The following is an 8,105-nucleotide window of genomic DNA, read 5'->3' on the forward strand; positions in this document are numbered from 1 at the left end:
CCACGCTCGCGGATCAGCTCGTCGAGAATATCCCGGTTAATACCGTCGGTGTGCTTCTTACGTGCCATACGTTCATCTCCCTGTCGGATCTATCGTATGGCTCACACACAGAATTACCTACACTCCCGTGGCAGATCGCGGACCGTGCGATGGACATGCTCGTGAACCCGGTCGCACGCCCGGCCGCAGCAGTTGCAGTACGGCGGGACATCTTCTCTGGGCTTGAGCGAGACGTGGATCTCGTCGGGATCACCCTCGCGGCGCTCCACGCCGGTGACCTCAAAGCCCTCCCTCTCACCGAGTGCATCGAGCAGTGCCTGACCCTGGTCCATGACCTGTCCTCCATCACCTGTGACAGGACAGAGACTAGGCCATTACCCCACTGATGTGCGAAGAACCAAAATTGTTGTCCGTAGTAGGGTCAGCCTAGATGGCCTTTAACACGCAGCCCTCTTGCCGCGCTGATTGTATCCCAGCATGTTGACCCGATAGCGGATCATCAAAACTCATACACAATATCCGCATAGCCGAGACCGCCTGCGGGCTCGGTTCGCGACAGCCTCGCCCTCCACCACTCGATGGACGGTGCGCTCCCGTTGGCACTCATTTCCTCAAATTAGAATTCTCAGGAGCCAGCAGAACCAGCGAGCCCGCTGTGTTGCTCCGCCTCTTCCGGCATCCATCGTTCGAACTCCTCAGGCAGTACATCGAAGAGTGCGACCTCGGGCATACCTTCAGCATCGAAGGTTAGGTCCAGTTGGCGAAGCACAAGCCCAAGACGTCGCGCACTACCCCTGCTGCTCCCGGCCGCGCCCTTCTTGGGACGCCCGCTTTCGTGATCGAAGTACAGGGCATTCGCCGCAGCAATGACCGACGGGCTGCCAAGCACCTGCTGCCTGGAGCCGATCTGCTCCAATATCTCGCCGTGCACGCTGAGTGGATGATCCGAGTGCCGGGGCGCAATAAGTAAAAACCTCGAATTGTCACCGTGGTCACGCACAAGTTGCCATGGCGAGCGGACCAGATGTCGGTAAAAGTGGCGGTAGTCACGACTCAGGATGTACCGGCATTCCTCCTTCACATCACGTTTACCGTTGCCCTTCACCGGGCAAAGCAGGTCGAACCACTGCAGTGCGAGACTCGACCAGATATGGCGGTCCGTTGCGAGCCTTGCCTGATCCATAGTAGAAAGCACCTTACCGAGATACTGACCGAACTCAAACCGGTTCTGAAAGCTGATCCGCTCGATCAGAATCGTCACCGGACAGGCAGAAGAAGTCTCGGGATTGCGAAGGAGCTCGCGTGGAACTTCGCCCGATGCACCGGAAGCGATGTACTCCCGGAATGCCTCGAGGCCGCTGTCATTCAGGATGCGAAACTCTGCACTCATTGGACATCCTCCTTCACGCTCGCAACAATCGCATCCACAAACCCAATATCCTGACAAAACTTCTGGGTGGCGGTACGAATCCAGGTTTCCTTTCCTTCGTCATCGGAACGGTCAATATCGTCCGGATCAGCCCCCAGCTGATCCCTGCAGAAGGTCACCCAGTCCCGCTTCCAGTCTGCCTCATCATCTTCATCGAAAGCAGGATTGCGAGCGATCTCTTCAAGCACCGGGCGGAGTGCAGCCGGCAACAGGAGACCGCGCATCATCGGATTGTCCAAAATGGCCTGCTTGAAGCCCGGAATCCTGTAATTAAGCTTGAGGACTGGGCCGGCATCCTGATCAAGATCGGTTCGCCAGACCTCGTGGCCAAGATCCAGCTCCTTTATCGGAAAGATACTTCTGCGCCCCTTCTCTTCCTCGTCGCTCCGGGGACGAATACGCTCAGCTGAAGCAACGAGTCGCCCCGGCTGCTGACCGGTATCCACCACCTTAATGCGGAAAAGAATGGAAACCGAGGGATCAAACTGATCGAGCTCTATTTTGGGAGGCAGGTTCAGTTTGCCTACCGTCCCGCAATCGAAGCGCATGCCGGAGGATTTGTAGTACGCCTCTATCACAACAGCTGCGTCGTCTGGCAGCTTCATCTCGGAGAGGTCAAGACGCGGGGTCGCCATGAGAGGCTCCCCCATGGAGGCTGAATGGAGCTCGATATCAATGGCGTCGCATAGTATTTTCTTCCGACCGGTATGGTTAATCCTTTTCTTCGCCGAGCTCATCTTGCCCATGCCTCCACCACCAGATCGCGATTGTCGTCAAAGCCGGAGGCATCAAGGCTGAAGTCGTCAGCCTCTGCCTTTAGTATGAGGGCGTTCTTCTCTCTTTTTACGATCTCGAGATTGATCGTATCGAGCGATATCCGGTTCTTGGTAAGGTCGAAATCGTGCACGCTGTGCCGCTTGAAGGGGTCAGCGCCTATCAGATCGTAGGCGAGTCGTGCCCGGACCAGTCGCGGAAATGTCCATTCCTTGGCTGCAGGGCCTGACGCTATCCGGAAGCCGCCCTTGCGTGCCTGTATCCGGATTGCTGGCTCTCGCGGAGTTACGTCGGGATCAGGTTTCGGCGTCTTCCGTTTCTTTCCTTTCTTGGCAGCAGATTGTTCCGCAAGAGAAAAGAAATCTACAAGCGCATCCGCGTCGTGGGACTCCACCTGTTCGGCTACGAGGGTGTAGAGATCGCGGAGCGCATAGCGGATCGCCCGGAGAGTATTGCCGGAATTGCTCCAGTTTTTCGAAAGCTTTTCGGCATTTCCGTTCCAGCTTGTGTGGGCGGGGTTTTCGGCATCGCCGAGGAACGAAGCCAGGTCATCGTCATCTACGACAAATGCACCGTAGGCTGCGGAGTCCGCAAAATAACGCCGCTCGCCGGGAAGCACGATAGAGCCGCGAGAGAACAGCGCATAGGGCTTGTGTCCTTCAGGCAAAGCCCTCAGAAAAAGGCGCGCGGTGCCCTCGACCTGCTGGCGATCTTTCTTCGTGAGGCTTACTGGAGCATGCACGCAGACACTCTTGCCTGCCTTGTAACGCTGCTTGACCTCCTCAATGACGGCGTCCGGGAAGGCTTTAGCATCGAGACGTGATGGTCCGATGTGACGCGATGCAACCACCGCTTCTTCCCCGTCTGCCTCGCTGACTTCGCGGATGAAGTCGAACGGCAAGTCTTTGAGAACCTTTGAGTCCTGAGCGGCCGCCACATCCATGAATGTGTGACGGTCGATCAGCGTGCTGCCGACCTCGACTTCAAGTCGCCCGGTGAGCAGCGGAAAGAAATAGTTTTCCAGCACCGCTTCGATCAGTACCGGCTCCGTGATTTCATCATGGACGAACGGGACCGCTATCGAAAGGCCGGTCTGGTCTGTTCTTGTTATCCCCAGAGCCTCACGAAAAAGAGTGATCTCAGAAGACTCGATAATCGGCAGCTGTAGCCTGAGCTCATCTGAATGACTTCCCGAGTACCAGAACCCGTGCGGCTTGAAATGTTTCCCGTCGTCGGTCTTGTGGTTCTCCAACACTGCCTGCCCCATGAGCAGCGGACCCGTATCACCGTCACGAACCGTAAGGCCGTAGAAGGCCCGGATTTGTGAGGAGGCAGGGTAGACAAGCTTGCCGAGCCCCCACCTTCCGCCGGCTTTTCCCGACTTCTTGGACTTGCCGTGCCTGCGCCAGAAGTTGTGGAAGTTTCCGTCATCAAGGTCGTCCGGCGCTCCTGTGAGCCCTTTAGTGTTGAAGTCCTCGATAACGAGTGAGCGCATGCTATCGGCCTCAAGCACTGCCGTATCGATCTCGCACGCTCGCAGATGCGGCCGGAGCCCATCGTAGTGCGCAACGAAGCGGTCAAGATTGCCACCCGCAATTTTGGTAAAGCCGAAGCGCACCTTGACCGGCCCGTCGCCGGCAGGAGCATCCCCGGAGTTCTGAATTGCCTCCCGCACCAAAGCATGGCGGAGGTCAACTTCATCGTTGTCGAATTGATCCTTCTGTGTGAGCTCAACCTCAACATCAGAAGGGATGAAATCGTTAAACTTCCAAGTCCCCATCAATCATCCCCAAGCGTGAACAGATTACCTTTTTCCCCTCCATCCCCGGCAAAGCGCGCCTTTGCGGCATCAAGCTCTCGCTGCAAGGCCCGAAATATCTTCCTAGTATCCTCGGGCGTGTACTCATAAGAGTTGCGATTCGATAGATTACCGATCAGCCGGACATCCTTGATCGCACGGTTCACGCGTGCCTCTGCAAGCTCGACGAATTTTTGCCTCTTATCTCTCACAATCTCGCAACACCCTCTCAGTAGCTATCCCTCGCGCGGATGACGGGCTCGTCACCGCCTCTATGTGCATATATAGCGCATAAATATAACAATTGCAAGCAACATTTTTTATATATATTCGTATAATGTAGCCCTGTATGACCGTAAGAAGGTCAAATTTGTACGCTCAGCACCGCTCTGGCACGACCGGAAGCGCCCCATAGCATCGCACCCACTGACGTCGATTTTTCATGCTTGCCGAGAGGCTCATGAAAGGCGCGTCGGCCAACTCGCCCACAGGTCAGCGTAGCCAGAAAGCAGAAGGTTCTGGGCGTTGCTACGCCGCCCCCCAGCCCTGCATGTCTCCTCTTGAAAGGAGGCCTACGACTACTTTTACGACGCGATGGGAGACGGTCGCACGCCATCGCAGTTCCGTAACAGCATGGAGAACGCGCGTGATAGCTGCGATACGCTTTTAGATAACGGGCACATCGGGTGGTTCTACAAAGAGGACAAGCAGGCTTCACTCAGCCCGAGCTTCCTCCGCGTATATGAGGAGTGGGAGCACCGGGACGATGGCGAGCTGGAAGCGTTCGTTCTTGCGCCTCAACGTGGCATCTCCTTCACCGTTGAGCAGAACGCCGCCTCTCCCGAGGCGCGCACCGAGGGCGGCCAGAAGGTTTTCGTGTCTGTGCGTCGTGAACTGGACGCGAGCCTGAGAGAGCAGGCTCTGGCGATCCATGGCCTTACCTGTGTGGCCTGCGCTTCGATTTCGAGAGGGCATACGGGAACCCCCGCCATCGCTTTCCAGAGGTTCAGCACATGATGCCTCTTGCGGATGCCGGGCTTCGCGAGACTGATCCTCGCACAGACGTCGCGGTACTTTGCGCCAACTGCCACCGAATGGTGCATCGTCGGCGCGGTGTCTGCCTGACGCTGGACGAGCTTAAACACCACCTGAAAGCGGCAAGGCGCGCCAATAGCTGAGCGCTTGGTCATCCGCGCTCCATCTGGGAACTATGGTGTGTATAACCCCAAGATATCGTGCATGTTCTGTTGATGTTCTCTTGCCGTGATGTCAGGGTGATTACCATAGAAACGAGGGCAGCATGAACGAATTTCCCAAACTTAGGCAGGAAGCGGGCTACTCCATCGTGCAGGCGGTCGAGAAGCTGGGCTACTGCGAGCGCACCATCTACAGGTGGGAGACCGGCGAGAGCGCGCCGCGCAAGGCCGCGCTTGAGACGCTTCGGGCCATCACCAAGATCAAGCCGCCCGCGCAGGGCGCGTTCCGCTTCATCGATCTGTTCGCCGGGATCGGCGGGATGCGGAAGGGCTTCGAGGCCATCGGCGGCAAGTGCGTGTTCACCTCAGAGCGCGACCGGCTCTGCGCCGAAACCTATCTGGCGAACCACAAGTGTGACCATGACGTGGCCGGTGACATCACCACCGCCCCTGTCGGCGACATTCCCGAACATGACATGCTGCTGGCGGGCTTCCCACGCCAGCCCTTCTCGATTGCGGGGGTGGCTAAGAAGAGCTCGCTTGGACGCCCGCACGGCTTCCGGTGCGATGCGCAAGGCACGCTGTCGGCGCGCTACTACAAGGACGGCTCGGAAACTCTGGTCAGTCAGGGGCCGCGCGAGAATCCGCGCCGCCTGACCCCACGCGAATGCGCGCGCCTGACGGGTTTTGATGGCCGCGACGGGAAGTCGGTGAAGATTCCGGTTTCGGATACGCAGGCCCACAAGCAATTCGGCAACGCTGTTGTCGTGCCTGTTGTCGAGGCCGTGGCCCGCCACATGCAGCCCTTCATCACCGGCACAGCCACAGTGCACCAGACGGCAAAGCCGACCAAAGCCAAGGCTGCGGCGGAGGAAGAGAAGGTCGTCGCTTGATATCGTAGACAGGGACACGCGCAGTCGGATGATGTCCGGTATCAGGGGCAAGGACACGAAACCGGAGTTGATGATTCGCAAGGCGCTCCACGCGCGCAGCGATCCCTTCCGGCTGCATGCTCCCGCGGTTCCTAGTAAGCCAGACCTGTTCCTGCGGCGCTACCGTGCGACGATCTACGTTCATGGCTGCTTCTGGCATGGCCATGAGTGCCACCTGTTCAAGCTGCCCTCGACACGCACGGAATTCTGGCAGCAGAAGATCGACCGCAACCGTACCCGCGATGCCGAAGTCGAAGCGGCTCTGCGCGATCAGGGCTGGCGACGGTTCGTGATCTCGGAAGGCGCGCTCAAGGGAAAAACGCGGCTTGAATTCGAGAACCTAATGAACCGGCTGTGCCAACGGCTCGCCGCCGGCGGGGAAACCGGAGAAATCGCAGGGAGTGTTGTATGAGTCAGCAGAGCGAGGTTGTTTTTTCTGAACCGGCCAACGACACTGATCTTTTTCTCGCACTATTTGAAAAGGCCGACCGGCTTTTCGTGAAGAAGCTGTCCAACAATGACCGTGACTGGGCGCGCTGCGATAACAAGCATCAGGCAGGCGTTTATATTCCTCACGAGCACCGCGACGGCGGCTTTTTCCCGGCGCTCCACATGAAAACTCGGAATGATCCAAAGGCCGATGAAATCAGGGAACGGTTCTTCAAGATCGTCTGGCCGCAGGCATCGGACGAGCCGAAGGAAACGCGTCTTGTTCATTACACCAGCAAGGGTCAGGAAACACATCTGACACGGCTTCCCAAGGCGATTTTCTCTGATCTTTTGCCTGCCTCTTTCCTTGTAATGGGGCGGATCAAGAGCGAACCTGAACCACTTTACGAGTGCCTGACGATAGACTCTGGCTCCGATGATGCGGCCCACCTGACGGAATTGCTCGCCCTGACGGCGGATTTCGTCATCGGGGAGTTTGATCCTGCGGGAACCGTCGAGCAAGAGCGCGAACTCATTCTCGATTTTGCCGAACAGGTCATCAAAGCATGGCTGGCGGGCGAGATCATTCCGTTCGCAGCGGAAAACGCGGCCATGCCGAATACGACCGATTTGGCAGGTATGGCGTGCAGCCAGTACCTGGAGCGCCATGGGCTAACCGCCCTGAACCCATTCGAAATCCGCAATCCAGGAGACGCCCTGCGCGAGATCAGCAGAAACATCGAATGGGACTTGTTCCGCGAGTTTCAGCGCCGCGAGCGGACGGTGGCGCTTGTCCGAATCGTCATGGGCGATGATCCGGTCACAGTAGATGCAGCGCACGTAATCCGCCGCCTGGTGGACGAGCTGCCCGAGATCGACCGGTTGATGCTCTCGGCTAGCCAGCAGCGGAAATCGCGCGCTGGCTACTCTTACGAGCATCACATCGAGGCCATGCTTGCGGGCGGCGGCATTCCCTACGAGAAGCAGGTGATAATCGAGGCGCGCAAGCGTCCCGATTTCATCCTGCCCTCCCTCAAGTTCATTAACGCGAAGAAGTCCGAAGCCGAGACCGGCCTAATCCTAAGCGCGAAGACAACGCTCCGCGAGCGCTGGAAACAGGTCGAACGCGAGAAAGGTAAACGGTCGTTGTACCTGACCACCATCGACGAGAACATCGCGGGTAATGCCATCGAGGACATGGCCTCTCTCGGCGTCCAACTGGTCATCCCCGAAAGTCTTAAGCATGCAAAGGAAACCGAGTACGAACGGTATGAAAATGTCCTTAGCTTTCGGGAATTCTGCGATAGCGTAGTTGCTCCACATATTAAAAACTGGCAATAATGGAAATTTCTTATGGCGCGCATCAGGAGGATAGATGTCACGTCCTCGATGATTCTATCTCTCCGAAGAGCTGTTTTTTGGTTCATCGCGCATTACCGGGGTAAGCGGCTCGGATCTTCAGGAAGAAGTACTCATCATCCCGGAAGCCGTAGGCCATTCGCTTGGTGACCTTGATTTTGTTGTTGATGCCCTCGATGAGGCTCTTG

At 57.4% G+C, this 8,105-nt stretch carries 10 protein-coding genes; 4 read left to right on the top strand and 6 right to left on the bottom strand.

What is annotated here, in order from left to right; translation table 11 throughout:
- Nucleotides 1-113 precede the first annotated feature (113 nt).
- The 5 genes from V6X63_RS10560 to V6X63_RS10580 form a co-directional block, all read right to left on the bottom strand.
- Complete coding sequence (locus tag V6X63_RS10560; protein WP_367978910.1) at nt 114-332, bottom strand: hypothetical protein; 219 nt, start codon at nt 330-332, stop codon at nt 114-116.
- Nucleotides 333-625: 293 nt separating this feature from the next.
- Nucleotides 626-1,390: a hypothetical protein gene (locus V6X63_RS10565; RefSeq protein ID WP_367978911.1), complete on the bottom strand. Its 765-nt coding sequence runs from the start codon at nt 1,388-1,390 to the stop codon at nt 626-628.
- Nucleotides 1,387-2,175 carry a hypothetical protein gene (locus tag V6X63_RS10570; protein ID WP_367978912.1) on the bottom strand — a complete coding sequence of 263 codons (789 nt, stop codon included), beginning with the start codon at nt 2,173-2,175 and terminating at the stop codon, nt 1,387-1,389. Before V6X63_RS10570 ends, V6X63_RS10565 begins: the two co-directional genes overlap by 4 nt.
- Nucleotides 2,163-3,983, bottom strand: a complete 1,821-nt coding sequence (locus V6X63_RS10575; protein WP_367978913.1) for a hypothetical protein — start codon at nt 3,981-3,983, stop codon at nt 2,163-2,165. The genes V6X63_RS10570 and V6X63_RS10575 overlap by 13 nt, the downstream gene beginning before the upstream one ends.
- Nucleotides 3,983-4,168 (bottom strand): hypothetical protein, encoded by a 186-nt coding sequence (locus V6X63_RS10580; protein ID WP_367978914.1) that lies wholly within the window; start codon nt 4,166-4,168, stop codon nt 3,983-3,985. The genes V6X63_RS10575 and V6X63_RS10580 overlap by 1 nt, the downstream gene beginning before the upstream one ends.
- A gap of 466 nt (nt 4,169-4,634) precedes the next feature.
- Between V6X63_RS10580 and V6X63_RS10585 the strand changes: the two genes are divergently transcribed.
- From V6X63_RS10585 to V6X63_RS10600, 4 genes are all read left to right on the top strand, one after another.
- Entirely contained in the window at nt 4,635-5,018 is a 384-nt protein-coding gene (locus V6X63_RS10585; RefSeq protein WP_367978915.1) for a hypothetical protein, read from the top strand.
- A 283-nt stretch (nt 5,019-5,301) separates the two neighbouring features.
- Entirely contained in the window at nt 5,302-6,090 is a 789-nt protein-coding gene (locus tag V6X63_RS10590; protein ID WP_367978916.1) for a DNA cytosine methyltransferase, read from the top strand.
- A 1-nt stretch (nt 6,091) separates the two neighbouring features.
- A complete protein-coding gene (locus V6X63_RS10595; RefSeq protein WP_408022314.1) occupies nt 6,092-6,541 on the top strand; it encodes a very short patch repair endonuclease in 450 nt (149 codons plus the stop codon).
- Nucleotides 6,538-7,899 (top strand): type II restriction endonuclease, encoded by a 1,362-nt coding sequence (locus V6X63_RS10600; protein ID WP_367978918.1) that lies wholly within the window; start codon nt 6,538-6,540, stop codon nt 7,897-7,899. Before V6X63_RS10595 ends, V6X63_RS10600 begins: the two co-directional genes overlap by 4 nt.
- A gap of 82 nt (nt 7,900-7,981) precedes the next feature.
- Here the strand turns inward: V6X63_RS10600 and V6X63_RS10605 are convergent.
- Nucleotides 7,982-8,105, bottom strand: a 124-nt coding sequence (locus tag V6X63_RS10605; RefSeq protein ID WP_367978695.1) for a transposase, incomplete at its 5' end; no start/stop codon positions are given.

The sequence above is a fragment of the Spiribacter onubensis genome (genome assembly GCF_040838425.1).
GTDB lineage: Bacteria > Pseudomonadota > Gammaproteobacteria > Nitrococcales > Nitrococcaceae > Spiribacter > Spiribacter onubensis.